Raw genomic sequence first — 25438 nt, forward strand, 5'->3', positions numbered from 1 at the left:
TGATCTCTTACTACCTTGCAAAGGAGCTGAGCTCCAAAGTATTTGAATGTGAGGGACGATTTTGGCGATTTAGCAAGCAAAAATCGAGCATATTTTTCATCACTAACAGGCATTTTAAACGTGTTATCGTCCACTTTTCGAACTGGTCTGATGAATTTTGCGCGCATTATAAACTACTGACTACTGACTTCAATTACCCAGCCTAAAATGTTACATCCTATTAACATAAAATAAGGGAGATAAGACAATTGGTTAGATATTTCATATGACAGTCATGACTACTGACCGAATACTTTGAGCTAATAGCCTAGTATTAGCGCAGTATGGCTTGACCTGTGAAATAAATCATTTGTGCAATGAACGAGCTATTTAATTATTGAGAAGAGGTAGCTCAAAGAATAGGGTTGATGAACCCAAGTAGCTATTTAGATTAAAAGTCTAATCTGGCGACTCACAAATGTTCGTTAAATTTGTGGGCCGCACATGATTGATCAAACGTTATTATTTGATGGACTTAGTCGGCACAGCAATCGTCATCACGCTATCGCCTTTTCGAATTGCTGGCCCTTTTAAGCCGTAAATACCGTAACCACTCACTGGTGCCTTAACTTGCTCAAGCTCATTGCCAAAATAATCTTTAAGTACCCCGAGCACTTCACCTTTTTCGACAAATCGACCTTTGGCGTGTTTAGGGAGCCAAAGGCCGGAATGTTTTACTGGCACGGATTTGGTGTTTTCAAAGTAGCGAAGTGACTTACTTGATCTAATATTTGGCTTAGCTTTGTCAATGCCCATCACTTTTAATGTTGCCGACAATCCCGAAATCATTGCCTTTACTTGCTCTGGCGTGGCCGTACCATGTTCACCAATTTCTACCAAAATCGTTGGAATTTTTGCGGCTACCCCTTGGCGGTTAAGGGAGCGGCGCGTGTCCACTTGCTTCTGTGTATTCATTTTATAACGCACTAGGTTCGGGAAGTTAAACGCTTCGGCAACGGCTAACGCTTGTGGGTAGTCGCTTGATAGTGGGCCGCCATACACTCCGATAAATGGCGCTAACCATTCGCCGCCATCACCACTGTGTAAATCAATTAAGAAATCGGCTTTGGCAACGATTTGCTGTGAAATCGCCCAAGCAATACGCTCGGTTTGGCTGCCATTGGGTTTCCCCGGAAAGCTGCGGTTGAGGTTTTTGCGATCATGTGGATTCACATAGACAGAACGATTTTCAAACGCAGGTACATGGGCAACACGCACGACAATAACTGAGCCATGCATGTTTGCTGGATTGAGCGTTTTTAGCCATTGTTCAACCGCCACAATCGACGTGTACTCGTAGCCGTGAACGCCAGCTACTGCGGCGAGAACAGGTCCTGGGTGTTTGCCATGAACAACGGTAACTGGAATAAAAGTTGCGCCGTCTTTATCACCTGCTGAAATTTCAAGCTTGATATCCGCTTTGCTGCCTGCAGCCACTTGCTGCTCGCCAACGACAAGCGACTGGCTTGAACGCGAATCTGCCTTAGCTTCAGCGTTAGCGTGAAACAGTAGCGTTAATACTAAGCAGTTGATGAGTAACCATATTTTCATTAATTTATACCTAACCCTTATTCTCTATTTTTAAATCCAAGTTATCTATTTTTAAGTCTAAGCTCTCTATTTTTATATCTAAGTGCTCTAGCTCTGTATCTGAGTTCATTGTTGAGCATATCTATTAAATTGCTGCCAGCTTCGGCGTGGCTTTGTGCCAAACAATTCCATTATTCAATCGCTAACATCACGCTCACTAAGATGTATAGGATGTTTTCAACCCGAACTGATGGTTTATTACACGGAAAGCGTTATAGCGAGAATTTCTACCGCTATCTGGCTTGCAAACCGTAACGTTATAATATGACAATTCCGATCTTGCAAAACGTTATGTTATCACAAAGTAAACGCAAGGAATATCAATGCAGCCAGAAATGGTAGTTGCTTCGTCACTTAATGTTCAAATCGGTGACCACAAAATACTCGACAATGTTAATTTCACCGTCAAAAAAGGGGAAGTTTTTGCCCTGCTAGGCGGCAATGGTGCTGGAAAATCAACCACATTAAAAACTTTACTGGGTACTGTTCAACCAACCAGCGGCCACGCTGAAATCATGGGCCATAGTGTTGTAAATGAAATCAACCAAGTGCGCCGCAAAGTTGCTTATTTGCCTGAGTCAGTAATGTTATATGGTCACTTAACCGGCTATGAAAATATTGAATACTTTTTGTCGCTGGCAGGTATTGCTCGCTCAACAGAGGAAATCGCCCAAGCACTGAGCAAAGTCGCACTGCAAGAGAAGGCTTGGCACCGCGCGCTTTCAAATTATTCAAAAGGTATGCGCCAAAAAACCGCAATTGCCTTAGCACTGCTGCGCAATGCCCCAGTATTATTCCTTGATGAGCCAACCTCGGGTTTAGATCCAAGCGCCATCGATGAATTTAACCAGCTGATCAGCAACCTTGCCAGCGAAGGCACCACAGTGTTTATGGTCTCGCATGATGTTTACGGCGCTTGCCAGATCGCTCACCGCATTGGGCTGTTAGATCACGGTAAAATTGTCGGCATGTTTGAGCGCGAAGGCAACGAACATATTGACACTGAAACCGTCCATGCCGCATTTGCTGCCCGCAACGCAAATAAAAGCATACAAGCATTTGGTAATGGGCAATAGATAATGAGAGTAATTAAACAAATTATGCTCGATGAGTGGCGCTACTGGTGGCGAACCAAAGTCGCGACCACAGTGATGCTGATTGGCTTATTGCTGACCGTTGCTGCCATTGTTGTTAACTCACTGGAAATTGAGCACAAAGCCCATCAACGTGAACACTTGCAACACACCGCAGAAACGCGCTTTGTTGAACAACCGGATCGCCACCCACATCGTATGGTGCACTATGGTCATTACGTATTTCGCACGCCATCACCACTGAGCATTATCGAACCTGGGGTTGACGCGTTTACAGGCACGTCGATTTTCCTTGAAGGTCACCGCCAGAACAGTGCAATGTTTTCTGATCAACGCCAATCGAGTGGCTTAACCCGATTTAGCAGCTTATCACCAAGCTTTCTAATTCAAGTGCTTGCGCCGCTGTTTATTATTTTAATTGGTTATGCCAGCGTCAGCCGAGAAAAAGAAGCAGGCACGCTCAACATTATGATCACCCAAGGGTTGAATAAATGGCACTTGTTGCTGGGTAAATTACTGGCACTGACCACCAGTGGCTTGTTGCTATTATTACCGCTGATCCTTGCGAGCAGTTTATTAGGCAATGAAGAATCAGGGCTTATTACCACGAGCTTTATCTTAGGTTACATGCTTTACGTGTTGGTTTGGAGTGGGCTGGTCGTTGCCATCTCAGCATTGGTGAACAATAACAGTGTCAGCTTTACTAGCCTTATTGTCGTATGGGTTGCGCTAGCAATTTTAGTACCGCGTATTGGTAGCTCTACTGCCGCGTCATTGGTGCCTTCACCGGGTAAACTAGAAGCTGATTTTGCCGTACTCGAGGAAATGCGCAAATTAGGTGACGGTCACAACGCTGCCGATCCTGCCTTTGAAAAACTCAAAACCAACTTACTGGCTAAATACCAAGTCGATAGCATTGATAAACTGCCCGTTAACTTTCGCGGTGTCGTTGCGGAATACTCAGAGCAAAAGCAAGCCAAGGTATTAAATAAGTTTGCCGAACAACGCATGAGTGAAGAACTGGAACAAGCACAAATTGCCCGTCAGTTTGGTTGGTTGTCGCCAACCGTTGCCATTCGCTCTTTGTCGATGATGATGGCAGGCACAAGCTTGGAAACCCATCACAGATTCCTGCGTGAAGCGGAAGCACTGCGTATCGACTTTGTGCAATCCCTTAACCGCGTCCACCGCGATAAGCTGGATTATCAAACCGATGTCAATCGCTACAAAGGTGAAAACAAAGCGGTAGTCGATGCGAGCAATTGGCAAGTCCTGGCCGATTTTGAATTTGCGCCTGAAAGCACTGCAAACCGCCTAGCGCAAAGTATGCCTTATGGCTTACAGCTGATTTTATGGTGTGTATTAGTTTGCCTGTTATTGGCAGTAGCGATCAGAAGGATGGCGCAATAATGGCATTTACAAGCTCTAATAGCTTCCTACGCGAAGCCTCATTTATCGCGAAACAACGCTATGTTTTGGTGTTTTTCACTATCGTTTTTGCCTTATCAGTATTTGCCGTTTGGTCTGGGTTAAAAGAAACCACAGCACAAACGCAAACCATTGAGCGCTTGTTGGAAAAAGACCAAATAGACCGCGCCAATATGCTCGCCAAGCAAAAAGACTACGGCGGCGCAGCCTATTACAGTTTCCATTTAACCTACTCATCGCCGTCACCACTTGCCTTTGCCGCCATGGGGCAACGAGATATTTTCCCGTGGAAGCACCGCGTGCGCATGCTGGCGCTGGAAGGACAAATTTACGAGACCGATGCCGACAACCCTGAACTCTCGTTTTTAGGACGCTTTGACTTCGCTTTTTTAGTCAGTGTTTTACTGCCCTTATTTGTCATTCTCTTGTTGCATGACTTACGCGCCAGCGAGCGTAATGCAGGTCGTTACGACTTACTTGTCGTTACTGCAAAAAGCCAACGTCACCTTTGGGTGACACGCGCCTTAGTGTTAACCACAGGGCTGGCACTAGCCGTATTGCTACCATTTTTAGTGAGCGCATTCATTACCCAAGCTGCGCTTGCCGACACACTGTTAATGGCGCTTGTTGTAATCGCTCATTTAGCGTTTTGGCTAGTACTTACGTATGTGGTCACTGGCTTGAAATTTAATGCTAAGCAAAGTGCTGCGCGTATTGCATCTATGCTACTGGCGATTTGGTTAGTGTTTACTGTGCTGATTCCTGTTGGCAGTGATGCCGCCATTGACGAGTTAGTAGCAAGCCCAGCAGGCGGGGAAATATCACTTACCCAGCGCGAAGCGGTGAACAACGCATGGGACATTCCTTTTGAAGAAACTTGGCAGCCTTTCCTTGCCGAACACCCAGAATGGGCTGATAAAACTCAGATGGAAAGCCGCTTTGAATGGAAATGGTATTACGCCTTCCAACAAGTCGGCGACCAAAAAGCGGCAGCACTTTCACAAGCCTATCGCGCAGCGACTGAGCACAAAGATACGCTCGCAGACACAGTCTCGTTCTTTTCACCGCCGATGTTGACCCAACGATTGATGTCGAACATTGCCGAAACAGACACTGCATCCTCGCTAGCTTACGAACAGCGCGTGCGCGACTACCACGCTAAGCTGCGCCAGTTCTACTACCCACTGCTATTTAACAAGGTAGCGTTTAGTCAGGAAGTGATGACCAAGCTGCCCCAATTTACCCAAGTTAAAAGTACAGAAGCTAAAAATACTCAGGTTACAGATACAGAAGCTGCAAACACCAATAAAGTAAGCAGCACACAAGGACAATAACAATGAATAACTCTCAACACTTTGCTTTTAAACCTAATGCTAAATTGCTCGCACTTTGCATAGCCGCAGCGCTATTAACAACTACAGCATCAGCAGTAAATGCCGAGGATGACCTAGCAGGCATTGAACGCGTCATGGTGATTGGTAAATCCACCGAAGCACCAGCGGCGAACCTTGTCGGTAGTTACGAAATTATCGGTCGCGATCAGCTCGATTACTTGCGCGTTGACGACAACGTTGAGCTTTTTACCAAGCTGCCGGGCGTGTCGATTTCACGCTATAACCAAGGACCTATCAACGCCGATTTATCAATACGCGGTTTTGATGGTGACGGTACTACTCCGCACGCTAAGTTGTTAATTGACGGTATTCCGCAAAACTTACACAACGGTTTTGGTGAGTTAGATCAATTATTCTCACTTAACATTGACTCGATTCAAGCGTTCAAAGGCATCAGCGATGTGCGTTACGGTTTATACAACTTAGCCGGTAACTACAATGTCTTTAGCCGTAAAGACACAGGCGTTGCCACTATCGATGCCACAGTGGGTAGTTTTGACACGCGAGAATTACAAGGCTACACAGGTATTGAATCGGGCAAGCTAACCCACAACTATGCGTTCGGTTACCGCGAAAGTGAAGGCTATCGCGATAACACAGATCTAGAGCGCTACGCTGGCTCTGGTCGCTGGTTCTATGAACTAGACGCCAACACCACGATTGGCTACATCTTACGTTATTCACATTTTGATGCCGACGCACCGGGTTACTTAACCAAAGAAGAATCTCGCCGCAGCCCACGCTCATCAGCCAGCTATGCCAGCGAAGATGGCGGCGATAAGACCGTTTTCCACAATAGCCTACATTTAGACACCAGCATCGACAAACTCGATATTAGCGCGAAAGCTTACTTCCAAACCTTTGAGCGCGAGCGCTGGGTGCGCTTTAGCGAAGGCGGTTCGCTGGGCAATCGATACGACGACCAAGAGCAGTTAGGTTTTATTCTCGACACGGTTTACAGCTTTAATGACGATTGGAGTTTGTTAACAGGGCTTTCTTACCAGCAAGAAGATGTGATTGAACAGCGTTTTGGCACGATAGGTCAACGCCGCGTGCGCGATACCAATAATGTTGTGCGAGACTTTGACTACACGCTGGATACCACAGGCGTTTATGCCTCTGTTGAACACCAAGTTAACGAGCAGCTGTCGATTACCGCAGGCGTGCGCGCTGACAAGTTAGACGGTGATTTCACCGCAACAAGTAGCGATGGCACACAATCACCACGGGATATTTTCGATTTTGATTGGATTGTTCAACCTAAGTTGAATGTCTTCTATCAAGCTACAGACAACTTTGCCTTATTCTTTAACTACGGTGAATCTTTCCAGCACCCGTTTGGTTCTTCGCTCTATACCAGCGGTGACACCAATGCTCGCGATGTTTCCACCAACAAAGGTTACGAATTAGGCACAAAAGTCAGCCTTGGCGATACAGCTGATGTGCGCTTATCACTGTGGCAACAAGACGCCGAAGACGAATTTATTTCGGTTGACGGCATTTCACAAAACGTGGGAGAAACCGAACGTAAAGGCTGGGAGCTAGCGCTCACATGGGCAGCAACCGATATCATCGATATTTGGGCAAACTACTCATCGGTTGATACGGAAATCGTTAAAACCAGTACCGCTGCCGCGGCTACCCAAGGGAATGAACTGCGCAGTATTCCTGAATATACCGCATCAATTGGTATCGATGCCCAAATTACCGAGCAAATTACCGCCAGTGTCCACGTTGACAGCCAAGGCGACTACTACGTTAACGAAGCGAACTTAGGTGGTCAGTTTGGTGACTACACCATTACCAACGCGAGCATTGATTACGAATTTGACTGGGGTTTAGTGAGCTTAAATGCCAACAACTTATTCGATGAGTATTACGAATACGTATTCGACTTTAGCAGCGACGGCACAGCGACGATTCACTCGCCAGCTGATGGCAGAAACTACTCGCTGTCTATTCGTTACTCGTTCTAAGCTGGTGTAGCTTTAGCTGTAGCTAAGAGAGAAATTAAATAGGCAAGCCTCAGCCGCAACGTTGCGTTAAATTTCGTTATATTGAGGCAAAGCTTGCCGCGTTAGCTAGCCTCTATGTGAACCATTCATGTGAGCTATTTATGCAAACTAATAGGGTAAGCCATTTCTGGCTTGTTACCAGTAGGTTTATAAATTCAATGTACGTTGTTTGGTAACCTGGTTTAAAAACTCATCAGCGCTTTGGTCACGCGCTTTTCCAGCCATTAAGTTTTCTTTTTCTTCCATCAGCCTAGCCATTTGCTCTGCTATTTTCTGATTTAGCTGATCCGCTTGATCTTTACGTATCAGGCCGCTTTCAGCACTCTTTGTCACGTCGTCTTTTGCTAGTTGAAGAATCTCCATACGAACTTCGACACGCTTAACATCGAGAAAACTGATCCCAAGGCTGTTGTAGAGAATTGCGGTATTAACCTCATCGCGATCAATCTTAACTTCAATTGGCGCATTTTCTATTTCGTCGATTGTCGCCTCTAGATAGTCAAAAGGTTTAAGCACTTTATTGGTAAGGTTTGCCGCCTCTAGAGATTCTTTTGCCTTGTGTCGAATTTCTTCATATTTAGCCTTAACCTCTTCCGGTTTTATATTTGAGATATAACGTGAATATCGTTCGCTTGTGAGCGACTTAGTGGCTTGTTTTTCTGATGGCGGCGTTACCGATGGCGCACTTACCTCTTCCAGATTTTTAGTGGTGTTTTTGACCGTGTTTGGAGCAAATAGCGAGTGACTATTTTTCGGGGAGTGTAAAACAATTGACATTAATAGGAGACTTCCTTGGTTGTGCTACACGAATAAATAAGTATGAGGAGTACAGCGTTGGTTTTGTGTCACTTATGCTGTTACTAATTGCGAAGTAAGCAATTTCAGCGCCATTAATCAAAAAACGGAATTAGTTAAAGACAAACCATGCCAATATTGGCAAGTGTTAATGTCGGTAATTAGTTTATACCATTTTAATTAAATATCTGATCTAATAAGGGTTGTTATCATAATCTTCATTAACCGCCTTGAACTTAAAAACATCAAAACAGCTTTTAGCCCTCTCAAGAAAAGAGTCAAATGCACGAAAGCGTATACGCTTATTGGCAGTGTCATTATTTTTTGAAGGCGAAAATAGAGCCAATATCGCTCGAAGGCTAAATACAGCTAGAAGTAGCGTGAATAAATGGGTATCTAGTTATTTGGAAAAAGGGTTAACTGGCTTAGACAGCAAGCCTATTTCAGGTCGCCCAGCCAATTTAACTTTACATCAACAGCTTGAATTAAAAGCGTTCGTTTTAAAACACGCACAGTCCAGTGATGGGGGGCGACTGATTGCTGCTGATATTCAAACCTACATTAGCAACAACTTTAATGTGAACTATCAGATAGGCAATGTTTATCGGTTATTGCACAGTCTTGAGCTAAGCTGGATAACAACTCGTTCCAAACACCCCAAGCAATCAGCAGAGGCTCAAGAAGTTTTTAAAAAAGTTTCGCCTGTCAACGATCGTGAACACCCCATTTAATGTCATGCCTGAAGACATGGATATTTGGTTTCAAGATGAAGCAAGATTTGGGCAGCAGAATCAAACAACGCGAGTTTGGGCTGAATGCGGCACTCGACCTAGAGTGGTGAAACAGCAACAGTATGAATATGGGTACTTATTTGGGGCAGTTTGCCCAAGCAATGGAAAGACTGAAGCTTTAATAACACCGTGCGTTAACAAAGAAGCCATGACATTACATATGGAACAAATATCCAAGGCGACAGCGCCTGGCAGGCATGCAGTTGTTATTGTCGATGGTGCCGGGTGGCACACTGTTGATACTTCCGGCCATTTGACAACGTTACTCTTATCAAGCTCCCACCCTATTCTCCAGAGCTCAATCCAATTGAACAGGTATGGAGTTGGATACGCCAGCACTGTTTATCAAATCGAACATTTAAAGGTTATGACGATATTGTCGAGCAAGTATCAAAAGCATGGAACACATTTATATCAACTCCTAGCAGAGTGAAACAAATGTGCTCGAGAGATTGGATTAAAGTGACTTAATACTTAATGAAATTGGTATTACTCATGCGATGAATTTAATGAGTGCTCAAAAAATGGCCTGCGACGTTTTAGCTTATTTACTCAAACAAATGAGTCATATTTTTCTGCCACGCGGGCTACCTCAACGCCAGTACAGAAAAGTCAGTATGGCGAAGAAAGCACTGGTATTACAGTCGTGTTTAACGACACATTAGGGCAGCCAATCAATCCGCTCGATAAATTGCAGCAGCAACGGCCGCTGGCAAGTCACTCAGTTGATTTTTGCCAACCTGGGGGCTCTAAAATGGCGGCACAGGCTTTAGCTCGTCTTATTGCATAAAGTAGTGATTAAACTTTACGTGCCCTCAAGTTAGCGCCATTACAAACCCGTTACCTATGTAACAATTGCAACACCAAAACGTTAACCAAGAAAACCTTTTGTTATAAAAAAGGTTAAAAACCTCCTTGGATATTGCATAACCACCCAATTCACATAAAATTGAGTAAAAGCTCAACTTATCGATGGATTGGTTTAACTCATTACCTTCATGACTCCTACAAAATGAACCCTGCAAACGAAGAAAATCGCATTAAGTCGTTACAGCGGCTCAACCTGCCAACTAGTTCACCTCAAGAAAAGTACGATCGACTGACTCGATATGTCTCTAAACTATTTAGCATTCCGATTGTTGTATTTTCGCTGTTTGATAAAGACGAAAAATGGGTCACGTCTAATGTTGGACAAGGTATTACACAAATATTAAGCGACAATCACTTATTTGATGATGATTTTTCACAGGACAATGTCTGTGTCGTACCTGACACACTTGCCGATCAACGTTTTATCAATAGCCCACTGGTAAATGACTTTCCGAACATTCGATTTTATGTTGCTCAACCAATAAAATCGCCAGATGGCAAAAAAATTGGCGCCTTGTATTTACTTGGTAATAAATCACGTTCATTCGAGAGCAAATCGCAATTACAACTCAAGCAAGTTGCGGCCGTAATCGAATTGGAACTAGCGACACGTCACAGTGACGACTACTGCCAAGAAACAAAATTGCTGAGCCAAGCGGGGTTTCATCAAATTGCCAATCTCGGAAAATCAATCTGTCGCAATGCAGCGATACCTTTATCCTTCGCCTATTTGTACATAAAGGGGCTAGCAGGTGTTAAAGAAAGGGACCAAGCAAGGTATCGCCAAATATTAGCTATTGTAGTGGATGCGATCACAAAAAACTCGACACATTCTGACGCATTTGCAAGATATGAAGATTCTGGATTTGTGGGATTTTTTTCAAACACAACAATAACGTCAATCGAATCAAAGGCCAATGAAATTAACGCGCTTATTAATCAACAACTCACGGCAGCTAACATCACGGATATTCAGGTTATTGCTGGCTTAGCAGAAGATGATGGAAGCTCGCCCATCGAAGAAATTATATTCAAGGCCTTTATGGCGCACTATCGCAACGCTAATCGAAAATAGCGGCTTATATGTACCGAGAAAGTCGATAAAAAAGCGAGCACAGCACGCTATGTACTGTGCTAATCGCTAGCTCACTCCTAATATATTCTTATTGAAAAACACCAATTAAATACGTGACTAAACTCGCTATCAGGCATGGATAAGCATTTATGTTAATTGGCATTATTGACTATCTTTAATCACTTTAACCAAAATTTGGTTAAACAAAGAGTCCGTCTTATCAATGCAGGCGGTATCACCATTGCAATTGGCAAATAACGTCACCGCGACATCGGCATTAACCACATAAGCATTTGATGTTTTGTAGCCAGCTTCATCGCCACCATGATGATAAATAATCCCCGCATCCGTTTCTTCTTTGAAAAGCCCCAGCCCAAAGTCAAAACCAAAATCCGTAGCCACTATGTTGTCTTCGCCAATGAGTAAGTCGCGCATTTCCTCGGTGACCACTGTTTTGTCGGTAAGGATCGCGCGTAGCAAGGCGGTTAAATCGGATACGGTTGTGACGAGTGGCGCATCTGCCACGCCGACACTTTCATAAAAAGGTTTAGTGTTTACACGCGTGCCGTCTTCCCAAATATAGCCCGGAATAGATGAGCCTAATTCGTTCTCAAAGCCGCTGTAATACGTGTCAATCAGCCCGAGTGGCTCAAGCACCCACTCGCGTAGCGCGCGATGATGGTGTTCGCCCAAGACTTGATCCATGACCAATCCAGCCAATATGTAGCCCGAATTTGAGTACTTAACCCCCTCACCGGGCGCAAAGTACGCTGGCTTCCCGTAAACAAACTCAAGCGCGTCGATATCAGATTTCAACTCACCTATGGAAGCTATGCCCGCCGTAAACCAATCACTTGAGGTTTCCTCATCAAGGTAATCATAAACGCCTGCGGTGTGATTAAGTAACTGGCGCAAAGTAATAGTGTCGCTGTATGGAATGTTGTTGAGAATATTGTCTGGTAACCAAGTTGAGATCAGCCCATCAATATCAAGCAAGCTTGCTTCATGTAGCATAGCTACCAGCAATGCCGTTGCTTTTTTGCCTGCGCTACCTGCGGGCATTTGATGATAAACCTGCATTGGCGCTTGGCTGTCGATATCTGATAAACCAGCCGCCCCCAAGAAGTCTGTATTTTTGCCATCAACACGCAGGATCAAGCCTGGTACATCGTCACCGACGACATTATCGATCATCGTTTGATAATCTTTTTGTGCTGGCTCTGATGGTTGTGGCTGAGGTTGCGTTGGTTGAGGTTGAGGCTGCGGTGTTTGCACTTTATTGTCACTACTCGAGCCGCACGCCGATAACAGGCCAGTGCCCATTGCAATTGTTATTGCCAATACTTTTTGCATATGTTTCAAAACGATTCTCCCTGTTTACCAATAAATATAAAACGAATTTGCTAGTTGCCCCGAGTGAACCACTAGCGGCTGGGGAGTAAATTAAATGGTATGAGGTCAAATTGAGGTGAAGAGATCGCAATAATGATACATTGCAATGTAAAAGCTCAATGCGTGAATGGTTAAATAAGCTTAATTGGGTGAGGCGATCACCCGCTGACTTTTGCCAAGCAACCAGCCAGCCATCACGAAATACCAACCACCTTTTGCACACACATAAACAACGGCGTAAGGCGCAAAAGTGGGTGTTAAAAGCAGAAAGCCGAACAACGTGGTGGCCACACCCAATATGGGTAGCCAGTGGCTAAGTTGACGGTGAGCGAGCAGCCAAAGGTTAATCAACAAAAACCAAATGTCACTTGAGAATTCAATGCTGCCCCTTATTCTCGTTAACAAAATATAGAGCGCTTGATAACTGGCATTGGGATCTTCCCCTAGCCAGTAACCAGTGCTCAATAATGACTGGGCGGAGAGTATTTCAATTAAGCCAATCGAAAATAAATAACAAGCAGACACAAAACTCGCCAGTGTAATGATCCCCTCAACGACGCCATGGCGATGACGAGCAGTGCGCAGCACACCATAATTGAACACCAATAACGCGGCGCCAAATAAAATCCAAACGACAAAATACCACATTTGAATCAGCATGCTATGGGTTTGAACAACGTATACACGAACACTGATGTCAGACCAAAAATCAGGGTAGAGAAGACGAATAGACCAGTAGCCAAATAGGAAAACACTTCCACAGATGACAGCACTGATAGCGGCAAGTAACGAATGAGTGTTCATGATCGTCCCTGAAATTTGCAATTAATAGCTATGCTATGAAAATGTCGGTATAAGCTCAACTAAAGTGTATTGTTAGAGGGTATGGCGTTTTTCAGGTTAAGTGCTGTGAAAGCCCCTGTTTGGGTTTGATACCTAGCAACAGCACAGAGAACGCCAGCAAAAGCAATTCAACGCAAAAATAAAAGTGAGATTTCACCCTGAAATCACCTAATTCATGCTAAAAATAGATCACTAATGTTAATGGACGAGCAATAGCAGGCAAACGCTAGATGATAAAAAAGGCCATCAAGCTTCTTTTAATAGAAGACAATCATACCATCGCAACCCAAATCACCAGCTTTCTTGAAAACCACGGGTGGCAAGTAGATTTTGCTGCCACGGGTCGACAAGGTATTGATTTGGCACTGAGCGAGTATTTTGATGTTGTCATATTGGATCTCAATTTACCCGACATTGACGGTCTTGAGGTGTGCGAGCAAATCAAAGCAAACAGCAACCACAACCCACCCATTTTAATGTTAACGGCGCGTGATGCCTTTGAAGACAAAGCAAGAGGATTTGGCCGAGGAGCCGATGATTACCTGACAAAACCCTTTGACTTTCGCGAGCTGGCACTGCGTTGTGAAGCAATGGCTCGCCGCCCTAAACTGCATGAAAATACTATCGTAGCGCAAGGTCAACTGCACCTGAATATTCGCGCGTTTGAGGCAAAATGGGGCAAGCAACCGATAAAATTAACAAAAGTTGGCTTTACTATTTTGCATAAATTACTCAAAGAATATCCTTACCCAGTGAGTCGCTCAGAGCTAAGTATGCATATCTGGGGCGATGAACCACCACAAAGTAATGCCTTAAAATCTCACATATACGCGCTACGTAAGTCATTAGAAAGCAGTGTCGATAAACCGATTTTACATACCATTAGCAATATCGGCTATCAATTAAAGGATTTAGATGTTTAAACTGCAAACCCGATTATTTTTAGCACTTGCGGGATTATCTTTGCTCGTGTGTCTGCTGTTTATTCGCCTTTCAACCTTGTTTATTAGCACCGCAGAAACTAATGCCTATCAAGCTTTGCTGCTCAGTGTGCAAGCCGAACTCACTCACCCCCAAGTGACGAATCTACACGAAGTAAAACTCGCCAACTACATCAAGCTTTACGGCTCCAATGACGGCTTACCAGCAGAATTTAATGAAAAAATAAGTCACCAATCGCATGGCGAGTTTACCACCAATAATCAACACTTCATCTTTCACCGCTTTAATCGTGACAATGGTCGTTATACCCTAGTGATGAACACCAATAAACTATTGGCAAACCAACAACTAACGGCATTTAAAAGTGTTTTCCTATACAGCATCTCGATAGGCGTTATGTTGCTCAGTTTACTGAGTTCTTGGTATCTTGCGAAGTGGTTGTCCAAGCCTATTAATCAACTAACGGCCGATGTTGAGCGCAGCAGTGCGCTGGCACTTAGCAAAGATTATCAAGTTAAAGCGCATGACAACGCCCCAAAACAAAAATTTTCCGGTTTGTTGCGCAACGACGAAATTGGCGAGCTTGCTAACGCACTGGAGCATTCGTACAGCAAGATTCAAATGCTCCTGATACGCGAACAAAACTTTACGCGCGATGTCAGCCATGAACTAAGAACGCCAATCACGCTAATTAAAAATACACTGGCTTTGCACAATGAACAGCTATTAACAACACAAGCCACTGAAACTATTAACAATGCAGCACGAGAGCTAGAGCAAACTGTCGAAGTATTACTGGCACTAGCACGCCAAGAAAATTTGCAGTTCAGCGAACACAAATTACTTCCTATTCTGGAAAAAACTGTGCTTAATATTCTTTATTCCCACCCCAATACTCGCTTTGATGTAGCGCTTGAGGTCCCGCCAAATGTCGCAGCAATAGGCAACCCATATTTGATAACCTTATTGTTTCAAAACTTGATCAATAACGCTTTCTACCATAGCGGTGAACAGTCAATGACCATAGTATGCGAGGATCATCAACTTATATTCAAAAATCCACTGCGCCCAAACAACATCGATGTTAATTATGACGGCCTAGGCCATGGCCAATATCTGACCAAGCGAATCGTTGAGGAAATGGGCTGGACGATGGCGATAACACCTGTTCAAGCTCATTACTGTGTGAGATTAAGTTGGGCTGCAAGCTGATATTAGGCTGCAAATTTAACACTGAACGTCTTCATCGCATAACGATGACTTGAACACCTTGCACTTTTGTATTCACTAGACTTTTAGTCTGACTAGTTGATTTTTATCAGGAATAGTAAGCTAGGTTATACTATCTTTATAAAACCCAGACTTACCTTTGTTGGCTGATGTATTAAGGAGAAATTTCAGTTGCGGATTATTTGCTATTTATTAGCCTTGCTCTTGCTTGTGTGCCCGGTGAAGCTGGCGGCACAAGAAACCATTATCGCTTCAGTATCACCTGAATTTCCAAATGGCTTACATGCTAAATACCTAAGGTTTCTCGCCAAAGAACTCAATGTGGCACTCAAGATAAAGCCGATACCACTGGCAAGGCGCATCAAGGAATTGGAAAAAGGCGACATTGACATTATTGTGCTCGCCAAGCGTGACAATCCCGAACTCATTGCGTTAATGCCCTCATACAGCCAAATTGATGAGAACTTATTTGTTCGCGCAAGCGAAAAACATCGCATTTCAAACCAAGAGCAGTTGCGTTCAGCACTTATTGGCGTGAGTCACGGTTCGCACCTGCCGCAGTTTGTCGGCAATAGAGAACTCGCCAACACGGTAGAGGTCAATTCGCTAGAGCAAAAAGTATTGATGCTTAAACGCAAGAGAATTGATGGCTTCTTTCACACGTTTTCCAGTGCCAATTTGGTGATAAATGAGATGGGAGCGAGCGATGCAATCGTCTCTTCCGTTTGGCAACCGGGGCGAAAAAAGCGCTTGTCGCATTTTGTCATATCGAAAAAATCTCGACTCTTTAAATACAAAGCTCAGTTGGAGCAGATAATTCAGCAAGCAAAAAACGAAGGCAAGTTTATTCAAATTCGCCAGCAACATTACCAAAGTAAAAATTGATAAATTCCCCAGGAAACAACGCTTAATTCCGCTAGCCCTATTTCATACTAAAAAAGCCCGAACACTGCAGCAGTGCTCGGGCTTTTGCTAACTGACCAAGTGGCTATTAGCGACTAATGCTAGAAAGTGTAGCTCACTTTACCGTAGACAAATCGACCAGTGAAACCGTATGGTGCAAATGATGAATAAGCAAAAATACGAGTGAAGGTCGTCACGTCGTCAATTAAGTTACGGCTGGCATCTGGGTATTGGTCAAATACGTTATTTGCGCCAATGCTCAGTGATAAACCGTCAGTTAACTGGTAGACAACGTCAATATCAGTCACCCATTCGGTCGGAATAACTTCATTGCGCGCTGGATTCGTCGATGGATCTTGTGTTTCGCCGTAACGCGTTGTTCGCAAGGTGGCTTTCACATCTTCAAAGTTCCAAGTCGCGCTCAAGTTAAGCTTGTTCTTTGGTGAGCCGACTTCAAAACGCAAAATTTCAGTGCCCGAGAACAAGTTGTCCTGCTCTACGCCCGCGCCTTGCAGCGCAGCTGGTGGCTCAATAATGTTGGTGACTTCATTATCGTTGTAATTGTAGCCTGCATTAAATAACACGTTACCATAGTCAGCAAGATCCAACGAATAAGTGGCAACCACATCAACGCCTTCTGTGCGGCTATCAATGGCATTTAGGAAAAAGCGCGCGCGAGTAGCCCCAGTGCCCGCCAACAAGCTTTCGATACCCGGACCAGACAGGTTGTTTGATAACACAATGCGATCGTCAATATCGATGCGGTAAGCATCAACAGATAAGCTGAACGCTGGTACAGGTGTCCAAGTAATACCACCAGCAATACTCACTGATTCTTCAGCATCCAGGCCAGGTGAGCCCAAGGCTTGCGCGACATCACTGCCCGGTGCAAAAGTCCCCGTTTCCACTGGCACAGAGTCCACAAAGGTAGTTTGAATGTTAGTGAAGAACTGTTGCTGTAGTGATGGCGCTCTAAAGCCCGTTGATGCCGACAAACGCAACGCTAGTTCATCGCTTAGGCTAAAGCGATTGGCAATTTTCCCGTTTAACGTTGAGCCAAAGTCAGAGTAATCTTCATAACGACCTGCCACTGTAAAGTTCCAGAAATCAGTAATATCTGTTTCTAAATCTAGGTATACACTGACGTTATGGCGACTGTTGTCAACCGCTGATACTGGGCTAAAACCAACAAACACTTGTGAACCTGCTGCGCCAAAAGCATCGCTATCTGAGGTGCGTACCGCACCACCACGGCCAAATTCACCGCGTGCGTATGAAGCTGGCTCACCGGCTTCAATTTCATAACTTTCGTGACGATATTCAACACCAAACGCTACGTTCAAACCATTTTCAAACCATGCTGAGTCAAATACTCGGCTAAAGTCTGCGTTCAAAGTCAGTTGATCGTAAATTAATGTGCCTGCGTCAAAATCTGTTGGGCTATTGGGGCCAAACGACGTGTTTAAGCTATTTTCAACGCCAAATTGGAACTGATCACGACCATAAACGGCAGAAACATCATAGTTCCACTCCTCTAGCAAATCCCCTTTAACGCCAGCGGCTAACGAGTAGTCATTAATTTCAGAAGTAATTAATGGTGCAAAACCGTCAGGGTAGATAGCTAGTACGTTACGGCTGTCTTTGGCGCGGCGATAAAAACCACCACTTTCACCTTCACGGCCGCTGTATGAGCCAAATGCGTAAAGTTCAGTATCTTCGTTTAAGTAGTAGCCCGCATTAACAAAAAGCGCGATATCTTCTACTTCACCGTTACCAAAAGTATGGTTGTAGCGATTAATGGTCAATTCTCTTGGATCTAGGCTGCCGTCCGCTTGTCGGTCGTAGTTCTCACGTGGGTCAAAGTCTGCACGATTAGCCGTGTTACGGTCGCGGTATTCCAACGAGACATTAACGAAACCGTCTTCACCTAATGCAAAGCCTGAATTAGCACGTAATGTTAACGTTTGGCCATCTGTAACATCGCGATCGCCCCCCGTTTGAAACGCTAAGTTACCGTCTTCGCCAACGCTTACGCCCTCTAAATCAGGTACGCCTTCCATTTCAGTGACATTGCCGCCGTAAGTTACTGACACTTCACCACCGCTTGGTGCTTTCTTCAATACAATATTAATTACACCAGCAATGGCGTCAGAGCCATATTGTGCGGCCGCGCCATCACGCAAAACTTCAATGCGCTCAATCGCATTGACTGGAATTGCGTTAAGATCAACCGCAGATGAACCACGACCTGCTGAGCCACCGAGGTTTAACAGTGCACTGGTATGACGGCGCTTACCGTTGATTAATACTAACGTGTGATCTGGTGCTAAACCGCGAAGTTGCGCCGGACGCACATGATCTGTGCCGTCAGTCAACGACGGTTGTGGGAAGTTAAAGCTTGGCAATAAGCTATTTAATAATTGGTTGGTTTCAGTTAACCCGGTGCCTGCCAAGGTATCAGCATCAAGAATATCAATTGGCACTGGGCTATCTTCGATACTGCGACCTAGACGGCGCGAACCAATAATACTAATTTTTTCAATTTCTTGTTCATTTGCTGTTTCAGCTACAGCAACATTTGTCGCGATGCTGCTCACAGCACCTGCGGCTGCCAAAGCCACAGCAACCAAAGAAGGCTTAAAATAAGTCATAACACTACCTAGAAAAAGTCTGGGACATTGTGAAACGCTAACGCGCTAGTTAACGCTATTAATAAAACTGCGCTTGATCAGCAGTTGTAGAAGACACAAGAAGTAGCCGTCAAGCAATGGATATATTTTAACATTGGTTGACCACAGGTATTTAGAACCAGATGGACTAATAAATTACGAATTGTTTCGTGAACGTTAAAAGTAATTGCTGCGCAGAGGACAAGGATAGGCGGAAAAGAAGAAAAAGGTAGAAAACACCCTCCCCGTTGATGACGTTATGGATTGCATCATTAGGTCCACAAAGCAATGTCAATCGCATGTTTCTGCTAAAGCAGCTACTGTGCTTAGAATTGTAATTAAGTAGCAGAAAGCATAAAATGACGACTAAAAGTATCATACTTAAGTTATATTTTATGAATCAACATCTTACTGATAAATCTTTCCAAGGCTATTTCACTGACGCAGAAGATCTTCGAAATACAATGATTCATCTGTTGGGGGATGTTAGTGAGCAAACTATTTTAGAGCCTTGTTTTGGAGAGGGCGCCTTCATAAAAAACTTGCTCGGTACTCCTAGTCAGATAGATGCGATTGACATTGATGAATCACATTTCAAAAATCACCTGACAGTAAACAACTGTAATTACTACCACCTTGATTATATTGATTACTTTGTTCGACCTGATAATAGAAACAATTTACTGCCCGAATTAGCTTATGATTCAACAATCTGTAATCCTCCCTATGGTTTAAAGTTTACAAAGGATTATCGTAAATTAATCAAAAAATCATTTCCCAATACCTATGCAAAAGAGTCTTATGCACTGTTTTTTTATTTTGCCATTCAGCAATTAAAAAAAGATGGAAGGTATGTATTTATTATCCCTGACACTTTTATGACGAGCACGCATCTGCGCTATATGAGGGACTTTATCATAGCTGAGGCAAAGCCAACGCATGTATTTCAATTTAAGAGTAAGCGATTTGGTTCGGTGAATTTTGGGTACGGCAATATGTGTATCATTGCAGGTAATAGAGCGGCAACAACGAGAGAGTCTGAGGTAGTTTGGGTTGATGCGGTTTCATCAGACCAGCCTTTACTGGATCTTTTAGCGCATGAGAAAAAGCTTGTTACAGGTGAATACTTAATTAATAACGCTCAAGATGCTTGGATTAGTCCAACTCGTTCAGAGCAGATTAAGTTTTCGCGAGAAACCGTCTCTTTAGGAGAGATCGCCGAATGTCGAACAGGTATTTACACTGGCAATAATCAGATGTTTTGCGGATATGATGTAAATAAGCCACCTAAAAGAGTTAATGGGCACCCTGTAAATTGGGATGATGTGACAATTCATCCATCGGATAGGCAAAGAAAAACTGGGATTGATAAGAATGTAGCCTATGTTCCTTTCGTTAGAGGTGGTCACAGAAAAGTATTTGAATCGGCTAACAGCTGTATCCGCTGGGATATTGACGCGATAGCCTTTTACGACAACGACAAAAAAGCCAGATTACAAAATAGAGACTTTTATTTTAGGACGGGGCTCGCTATTCCCATGGTAACTTCGGGTCGACTGTCAGCTTCTGAAATGAAGGATAGTATCTTCGACCAAGGCGTTGTTGGCGTGTTCTCAGATGTATACCATGACTTCCTTCTGATTTACCTCAATGATCCTTTTGCAACTAAACAAAAGTCTTTAATTGCTCCTGGCGCCAATAATTCAGCAAATTATCTCAAGAAAATTAAAGTTCCTGCGCTTTCCGATAAAGAATTAGACCAAGCCTCTAAAATAGTCAATCAAGCTAGAGAAACGGGTTGGTATGAGACTAAAAAGATGAGAGAAGAGTTTATTGCATCTGTCTTGTAAAGACAGATGCGCAATGTCAATTACCAGTCTAGATAATGATGTAAATTATTCTTAACTAGATAGTTCCAGAAATTAGGCGACAAGTCACTTTTAAAATCCACGGCTTGTTGTCGCACTTCACATATTCCAGCATGTGTCAGTTCATCTATTTTCATATAGGCATCATTGCCACAATGAACCTGCCAAAGGTTACTTTCCCTGATCTTTTCTAGGTAATGATTATTTTCATTTTGCCTGACAAGGAATAGTAGCTCAACGTTTGAATCCCAATGCTTATAAGCTTTTCCTACAGCAAGTAGCCTTAAAGTATTTCCTTTCTCGTTTGAGCCAAAGCCACTTTTAAAGTCAATAATATGGTTAGTATTATTGAGGTTGAACATTTCATCCTCTTTCATATTTATTTCACCAACCAATTCGAAAATACTATCTATATCAGCAACGATTTTGTCTTGAAATTGGTTTCCATGAGTGTAGTTTATAATTCCATTTCTAAAGTTATTTCTAACTTCTGAAAAGTTAGGCGCCTCTATCCTGTATAGATTGGGTAATTGAGAATGATCCCAAGCAGCTTTACAAAAACGCTCCCACAGCTCACCATTTCGGCGTGAAAATGCCATAAATTCGTACGGCCAAACTATATTTCTATACTCAAAGCTAACGACCGAATAGCAATATTGAAGCAGCATAAATAGTTTTGAGCGATCTAAATTGGGGTATTTCTGTAACAAACCATCAGCTAAATTACTTTTAACCTGTTCAATGGCTTGATTCATCATGCTCGATTGCTTTCTTCTATCCACTAAGCTTGATGTTATTTTTCGAGTAGGTTCTTGTAAACACATCTCAAAATATTCAAATATTTCTACTTTTAACTGTAAGTAATTCAACAAAATAGCTCCTTTACTTCCACTTTCAACGCATTAGCTATTTTGTGGATATTAACTAGCCCCACATTTCGCTCCCCTCGCTCTACGCTGCCAATATATGTCCGATCTAGCTCAGCCAGATTAGCGAGTTCTTCTTGAGTCAGGTTTTTAGCATTTCTATGTTTGCGAACAGATATACCAAACTGAACTTGATAATTGTTTTTTTGCATATCGCCAATTAAATAATTATGATGATTATAAGTCTACGGACTATAAGTACCACAGAAGCAAAATTTAAACTGACGCCTCCTTACCTAAGTCATTAAAAAGCAGCAGGTATTGCTTATTTCATTGATCTTTTCGTTAGAGAAAATAATAGGGTTAAAGAGAATTTTTCAAATTTGATAGGTACAAAAAAACCAGCATTTACGCTGGTTTATTGTTTTTTTATTGTTTGCGATAAACAATAAATGGTACCGGAGGCCGGACTTGAACCGGCACGCTCGCAAAAGCAACGGATTTTGAAAAGTACACGCTTAAATTTACTAAGCAATATCAATAAATTAAAAACCAAAAAAGACACTTTGCAAATTCTTTGCAAATCGTAAGATTTTGTTTAATACTAGCGCTCATGACGACTCAAACTGAACGCCACGATATCCAAGACGGCCTATACGTCTACAAACAAAACAACAGCTTACGTTGGTACGCTCGTTTCGTACTTTACGGTAAATGGTATAGCAAAGCCACTAAAGAAAAAGAATTAAACAAAGCCATTGCCCGTGCTCGTATTCTTCTGATGGAATATCAAGTCAAAGCTGATAATAACCTATTGGTGGATAGTAAACGATTTAAAGATGTTGCTAACCGTACTATCGAGAAGATGCAACATGAACTTGATAACGGCGGTGGAAAAGTAAGCTACCGCGACTATATTCAAGCGCTCAATAAATACCATATTCCTTTCTTTGATAGAACTTATGTGACGTCTATCGACCAAGATAAAATCAGACAGTTCAATAAATGGCGTTTAGAAAAGTTTGGTCGAGTGCCAGCCAAATCAACATTGCTCACACACAATGCCGCAATGAACCAAGTGTTTAAAGAAGCTATAGAGCACAAGTGGATGATTGCTGCTCAAGTACCTGTATTAACGGCACAAGGCGAAAGTGGCAAGCGCCGCGCCTCATTTACAGAAGAAGAATACGACAAGGTTTACGATACTGTTTTAGAAATGATGGAAAGTAGTCGTAAAGAGAAAACACGGCTAATTAGGGATCTATTACTCAGCTACATGGAGTTTTGTGTGAATACTGGCATCAGGCCAGGAACCGAAATGGAAGCCATCACTTGGGGTGATATAGAAATGTCGCGTCAAGAGCATAAAGTTCGCTTCAAAATAAAAATTCGCAAAGGAAAAACCACTAAGCACACAGGTACTAGAACTGTAGTCGCCAGAGACAAGATATGGGATTGCTTACACGGGTTACGTGACCGATTTCCCAATCGTAAACCAACAGATAAAGTATTCAAGCTTGAAGATGGTGAAACAACTAACGAATTGGGTACGACGTTTAGAAAAGCATTGGAGGCATGCGGCTTAAAAGACTCATCAGATGGGCCTAGAACCCTCTACTCTCTTCGCCATACCTACATCACTTGGCAGTTACTTCGTCGTGACTTGCGCCTTGATATTTTAGCTAAACAATGCGGAACTAGCGTTGCTATGATCGAGCAGCACTACTCACATGTTGTCCCGTCAATGTTCGAAGAAGAATTATCCGGCGTAGCTTTTTCCAAAAAACCAAAGAAAGAACGTAAATTGAACGATAAGGCTTTAGCTAAACAAGCCAAAAAATATAAAAGTTGGGAAGCTGAACTCAAGCAACGTGGCTGTATTTAGTTTAATAGTTTATGGTAAAAAAACTAAAATAAATCTAACTTCAACGCTCTCGCAAAAGTTTATTTTAGCAAGCATTCGCAGTTTCCAATACGGGCATTGTCTCACTGAAGCATCAACCTTGCACGTTGGAGTATTATTTAATCTCATAAAACAGCGTCCTGATCGTAGTTTCAAAATCATCAGCAACCTCTTCTACAAAATTTAATCTGTAAGTCGTCTCGTTATATTTTAAAGGAAACCTATCATTATTAAACCCATGCCAACAGTTAACTACTTTTAACCTCGGCTTAACCACGCCTAATTTATCTTGCTGTCAATTTTCTATATTGAGAGCATCTAATGACATTAACGCGTTTGCTTTTACTATCGTTATTACTGGCGATGGTTTCAGTCATAACAAGCTGCAGTAGTTTGCCAGAAGCTGAGCAACTGATTTTAGATAATTCAAATGTTCCCCAAAATTGGCAGCCGTTAGCAGCTAGTTCTGAATCTCAGGCTAATCAGCCAATATCAACTTTTGCTACATCAACCATTGCTACCACCAAGTTAACTGACTTAGTTCAGCTTGATGGTTTGGAAAGCACGCTGGCAAAAGCACTTAAACACAATCCAGATTTACAACAAACCGCATTAGCCTTGCGAATTGCTGAGGCGCAAGTTGGAGTGAGTCGAGCAGCCCAGTTGCCAACTGCCAATCTAGGATTAGAGCACAGCGCAAGGCAAGATCAAGCCAAGCAATACAGCGCGTCAATTTCGGTGAGTTGGACGCTAGATTTATCGCAGAAACTGCGCGATAACAAGCTTGCCAGTAAAGCTGAATTAGCGGCTTCGGCTGCTAGCTTCCAAGGTGCTCGCGATTTATTGGCGGCCAATATTATTAACTCTCAGTTGTTAATAACCAGAGAACAGCAACTGATTGCGATTGAGCGCAGTAAACTCAAGGTATTAGAACAAAATGAATTAGCAGTGGTTGAGCGCTATCGTCAAGGTTTAGGCACCTTAGCTGAGCTAGATACTGCCCGTGCTAATACTGAATCAAGTCGGGCAAGCTTAGTTGCACTAATTGAAAATTTAGCGGTCGCCAAGCGCAGCTTGAGCCTCTTAGTTGGAGATAAAGCATTCGCTGCCAAAGCGTTTCAAGCTAACCAAGCCGGGCAGTTTCCTGCAGTAATGGCACCGCTAACCACTTTACCGAAGCAAGACTTAGCTCGTCGTCCTGATTTACAACAAGCTTATCAACAAATTATTAGCAATGAATACCAAGCTAAAGTTGCCTACAAAGCGCTGTTACCTGAGCTGAGCATTAAAGCGAGCTTAACCGATAGCGATGGCAACTTATCGCAAGCGCTGTTTAAAGATCCGGTTTGGGCGGTGTTATCGAGCTTAACCGCGCCGTTATTTCAAGGGGGCAAATTAAAAGCGCAAGCCAAAATTGCCGACCTAACCAAGGAGCAAAGCTATTGGCAATATCAATCAATTTTACTAACCGCGGTTAATGAAATTGAAAATGCCTTAGCGCAAGAGCGCGCGCTTGTTCAGCAACAGCAGCATATCCATTTAGCGCTCGAAAACGCCGAGCGCAGCAGTGCCATTTATCTTGAAAAATATCGTCAAGGCTTAGTAACCTTGCTCGCTCTACTGCAAATTCAACAACAAAGCTTTAGCCTGCAAAGCCAATTGACTGAGCTTACCTACCAAGGGCTGACCAATCGTATCAATTTGGGGCTTGCCCTCGGACTAGGAGTGTAA

Annotated in this window: 18 protein-coding genes and 1 pseudogene; 12 read left to right on the forward strand and 7 right to left on the reverse strand. The window is 43.2% G+C overall.

The genetic code is table 11. The annotated features are described in order from the left end of the window. Positions 1-501 precede the first annotated feature (501 nt). Complete coding sequence (locus DXX93_RS17535; protein ID WP_116009239.1) at positions 502-1590, reverse strand: succinylglutamate desuccinylase/aspartoacylase family protein; 1089 nt, start codon at positions 1588-1590, stop codon at positions 502-504. 362 nt (positions 1591-1952) lie between these two features. Between DXX93_RS17535 and DXX93_RS17540 the strand changes: the two genes are divergently transcribed. From DXX93_RS17540 to DXX93_RS17555, 4 genes are read left to right on the forward strand one after another with little or no spacing between them, the layout of a single operon-like run. Next, on the forward strand, positions 1953-2705 hold the full coding sequence (locus DXX93_RS17540; protein WP_116009240.1) for an ABC transporter ATP-binding protein: 753 nt from the start codon (positions 1953-1955) through the stop codon (positions 2703-2705). A gap of 3 nt (positions 2706-2708) precedes the next feature. Then, entirely contained in the window at positions 2709-4133 is a 1425-nt protein-coding gene (locus DXX93_RS17545) for an ABC transporter permease (protein ID WP_116009241.1), read from the forward strand. Next, a complete protein-coding gene (locus tag DXX93_RS17550) occupies positions 4133-5485 on the forward strand; it encodes a DUF3526 domain-containing protein (RefSeq protein ID WP_116009242.1) in 1353 nt (450 codons plus the stop codon). The genes DXX93_RS17545 and DXX93_RS17550 overlap by 1 nt, the downstream gene beginning before the upstream one ends. A gap of 2 nt (positions 5486-5487) precedes the next feature. Then, a complete protein-coding gene (locus DXX93_RS17555; RefSeq protein ID WP_116009243.1) occupies positions 5488-7521 on the forward strand; it encodes a TonB-dependent receptor in 2034 nt (677 codons plus the stop codon). A 186-nt stretch (positions 7522-7707) separates the two neighbouring features. Here DXX93_RS17555 and DXX93_RS17560 read toward each other — a convergent pair whose 3' ends face one another. After that, positions 7708-8337: a hypothetical protein gene (locus DXX93_RS17560; protein ID WP_116009244.1), complete on the reverse strand. Its 630-nt coding sequence runs from the start codon at positions 8335-8337 to the stop codon at positions 7708-7710. Positions 8338-8585: 248 nt separating this feature from the next. Here DXX93_RS17560 and DXX93_RS17565 point away from each other — a divergent pair. Beyond that, positions 8586-9617, forward strand: a pseudogene (locus DXX93_RS17565) (IS630 family transposase). Between the two features lie 541 nt (positions 9618-10158). Then, entirely contained in the window at positions 10159-11091 is a 933-nt protein-coding gene (locus tag DXX93_RS17570) for a GAF domain-containing protein (protein ID WP_116009245.1), read from the forward strand. A 162-nt stretch (positions 11092-11253) separates the two neighbouring features. Here the strand turns inward: DXX93_RS17570 and DXX93_RS17575 are convergent, their stop codons facing one another. Both DXX93_RS17575 and DXX93_RS17580 read right to left on the reverse strand, forming a co-directional pair. Beyond that, positions 11254-12444 (reverse strand): serine hydrolase domain-containing protein, encoded by a 1191-nt coding sequence (locus DXX93_RS17575; protein WP_116009246.1) that lies wholly within the window; start codon positions 12442-12444, stop codon positions 11254-11256. A 180-nt stretch (positions 12445-12624) separates the two neighbouring features. Then, positions 12625-13287, reverse strand: a complete 663-nt coding sequence (locus DXX93_RS17580; RefSeq protein ID WP_116009247.1) for a hypothetical protein — start codon at positions 13285-13287, stop codon at positions 12625-12627. 269 nt (positions 13288-13556) lie between these two features. Between DXX93_RS17580 and DXX93_RS17585 the strand changes: the two genes are divergently transcribed. The 3 genes from DXX93_RS17585 to DXX93_RS17595 all read left to right on the forward strand — a co-directional run bounded on the left by DXX93_RS17585 (position 13557) and on the right by DXX93_RS17595 (position 16383). Next, positions 13557-14249, forward strand: coding sequence for a response regulator transcription factor (locus DXX93_RS17585; RefSeq protein ID WP_116009248.1), 693 nt, complete (start codon positions 13557-13559; stop codon positions 14247-14249). Beyond that, positions 14242-15480, forward strand: a complete 1239-nt coding sequence (locus DXX93_RS17590; protein WP_116009249.1) for a sensor histidine kinase — start codon at positions 14242-14244, stop codon at positions 15478-15480. The genes DXX93_RS17585 and DXX93_RS17590 overlap by 8 nt, the downstream gene beginning before the upstream one ends. 189 nt (positions 15481-15669) lie before the next feature. After that, entirely contained in the window at positions 15670-16383 is a 714-nt protein-coding gene (locus DXX93_RS17595) for a substrate-binding periplasmic protein (RefSeq protein WP_181902254.1), read from the forward strand. Positions 16384-16502: 119 nt separating this feature from the next. Here the strand turns inward: DXX93_RS17595 and DXX93_RS17600 are convergent, their stop codons facing one another. After that, positions 16503-19052, reverse strand: a complete 2550-nt coding sequence (locus DXX93_RS17600; protein ID WP_116009251.1) for a TonB-dependent receptor plug domain-containing protein — start codon at positions 19050-19052, stop codon at positions 16503-16505. A 413-nt stretch (positions 19053-19465) separates the two neighbouring features. On the opposite strand from DXX93_RS17600, the gene DXX93_RS17605 reads away from it, so the two are divergent. After that, positions 19466-20920 (forward strand): Eco57I restriction-modification methylase domain-containing protein, encoded by a 1455-nt coding sequence (locus DXX93_RS17605; RefSeq protein WP_181902255.1) that lies wholly within the window; start codon positions 19466-19468, stop codon positions 20918-20920. Positions 20921-20940: 20 nt separating this feature from the next. Here DXX93_RS17605 and DXX93_RS17610 read toward each other — a convergent pair whose 3' ends face one another. Both DXX93_RS17610 and DXX93_RS17615 read right to left on the reverse strand, forming a co-directional pair. Beyond that, a complete protein-coding gene (locus DXX93_RS17610) occupies positions 20941-21807 on the reverse strand; it encodes a hypothetical protein (RefSeq protein ID WP_181902256.1) in 867 nt (288 codons plus the stop codon). Next, positions 21804-22016 (reverse strand): helix-turn-helix domain-containing protein, encoded by a 213-nt coding sequence (locus tag DXX93_RS17615; protein WP_116009254.1) that lies wholly within the window; start codon positions 22014-22016, stop codon positions 21804-21806. The genes DXX93_RS17610 and DXX93_RS17615 overlap by 4 nt, the downstream gene beginning before the upstream one ends. Positions 22017-22417: 401 nt before the next feature. Here DXX93_RS17615 and DXX93_RS17620 point away from each other — a divergent pair, with 401 nt between their 5' ends. Next, on the forward strand, positions 22418-23689 hold the full coding sequence (locus DXX93_RS17620) for a tyrosine-type recombinase/integrase (RefSeq protein ID WP_116009255.1): 1272 nt from the start codon (positions 22418-22420) through the stop codon (positions 23687-23689). A gap of 339 nt (positions 23690-24028) precedes the next feature. Then, positions 24029-25438: a TolC family protein gene (locus tag DXX93_RS17625; RefSeq protein WP_116009256.1), complete on the forward strand. Its 1410-nt coding sequence runs from the start codon at positions 24029-24031 to the stop codon at positions 25436-25438.

The organism is Thalassotalea euphylliae, from assembly GCF_003390335.1.
Lineage (GTDB): Bacteria > Pseudomonadota > Gammaproteobacteria > Enterobacterales > Alteromonadaceae > Thalassotalea_F > Thalassotalea_F euphylliae_B.

Bases quoted from the DNA above. Each gene is read 5' to 3' on its own strand.
- DXX93_RS17625 (WP_116009256.1), top strand. From the start codon at position 24,029: ATGACATTAACGCGTTTGCTTTTACTATCGTTATTACTGGCGATGGTT.
- DXX93_RS17615 (WP_116009254.1), bottom strand. From the start codon at position 22,016: ATGCAAAAAAACAATTATCAAGTTCAGTTTGGTATATCTGTTCGCAAA.
- DXX93_RS17590 (WP_116009249.1), top strand. From the start codon at position 14,242: ATGTTTAAACTGCAAACCCGATTATTTTTAGCACTTGCGGGATTATCT.
- DXX93_RS17550 (WP_116009242.1), top strand. From the start codon at position 4,133: ATGGCATTTACAAGCTCTAATAGCTTCCTACGCGAAGCCTCATTTATC.
- DXX93_RS17560 (WP_116009244.1), bottom strand. From the start codon at position 8,337: ATGTCAATTGTTTTACACTCCCCGAAAAATAGTCACTCGCTATTTGCT.
- DXX93_RS17600 (WP_116009251.1), bottom strand. From the start codon at position 19,052: ATGACTTATTTTAAGCCTTCTTTGGTTGCTGTGGCTTTGGCAGCCGCA.
- DXX93_RS17585 (WP_116009248.1), top strand. From the start codon at position 13,557: ATGATAAAAAAGGCCATCAAGCTTCTTTTAATAGAAGACAATCATACC.
- DXX93_RS17545 (WP_116009241.1), top strand. From the start codon at position 2,709: ATGAGAGTAATTAAACAAATTATGCTCGATGAGTGGCGCTACTGGTGG.
- DXX93_RS17535 (WP_116009239.1), bottom strand. From the start codon at position 1,590: ATGAAAATATGGTTACTCATCAACTGCTTAGTATTAACGCTACTGTTT.
- DXX93_RS17555 (WP_116009243.1), top strand. From the start codon at position 5,488: ATGAATAACTCTCAACACTTTGCTTTTAAACCTAATGCTAAATTGCTC.
- DXX93_RS17605 (WP_181902255.1), top strand. From the start codon at position 19,466: ATGAATCAACATCTTACTGATAAATCTTTCCAAGGCTATTTCACTGAC.
- DXX93_RS17620 (WP_116009255.1), top strand. From the start codon at position 22,418: ATGACGACTCAAACTGAACGCCACGATATCCAAGACGGCCTATACGTC.
- DXX93_RS17580 (WP_116009247.1), bottom strand. From the start codon at position 13,287: ATGAACACTCATTCGTTACTTGCCGCTATCAGTGCTGTCATCTGTGGA.
- DXX93_RS17575 (WP_116009246.1), bottom strand. From the start codon at position 12,444: ATGCAAAAAGTATTGGCAATAACAATTGCAATGGGCACTGGCCTGTTA.
- DXX93_RS17540 (WP_116009240.1), top strand. From the start codon at position 1,953: ATGCAGCCAGAAATGGTAGTTGCTTCGTCACTTAATGTTCAAATCGGT.
- DXX93_RS17570 (WP_116009245.1), top strand. From the start codon at position 10,159: ATGAACCCTGCAAACGAAGAAAATCGCATTAAGTCGTTACAGCGGCTC.